We start from the raw sequence: 457 nt of genomic DNA on the forward strand, positions 1-457 counted from the left end.
ACAAGTAAAGTTACAGTTACTGAAAGCTCTATCGAGGGACATAAAAATACAAATAAAGTAGAACCTCATGCAGGACAAAGAGCGGTGCTAAAATATAAGTTGAAATTTGAGAATGGTTTACACCAAGGTGATTACTTTGACTTCACTTTGTCTAATAATGTCAACACGCATGGTGTATCAACTGTAAGGAAAGTACCAGACATTTTAAATGGTTCTCTAGTAATGGCGACTGGAAAAGTTTTGGGAGAAGGTAAGATACGATATACATTTACGGATTATATTAATAATAAAGTAAATGTGACTGCAAATTTAGAAATAAACTTATTTATTGACCCAAAAACAGTCCAAGATAATGGAAACCAAAAAATTACTTCTATGATAAATGATCATGAAACTGAAAAAACAATTCCGATTTCATACAATCCAGGAGTAAGCCATACTTATGCGAATATAAATG

General features: G+C 31.9%; 1 protein-coding gene. It reads left to right on the forward strand.

Annotation, left to right across the window (positions count from 1 at the left end; genetic code table 11):
• Positions 1-457, forward strand: a 457-nt coding sequence (locus C5C07_RS20710) for an Ig-like domain-containing protein (RefSeq protein ID WP_233510500.1), incomplete at both ends; no start/stop codon positions are given.

The sequence above is a fragment of the Haloferax sp. Atlit-4N genome, from assembly GCF_003383025.1.
Taxonomy (GTDB): Archaea; Halobacteriota; Halobacteria; order Halobacteriales; family Haloferacaceae; genus Haloferax; species Haloferax gibbonsii.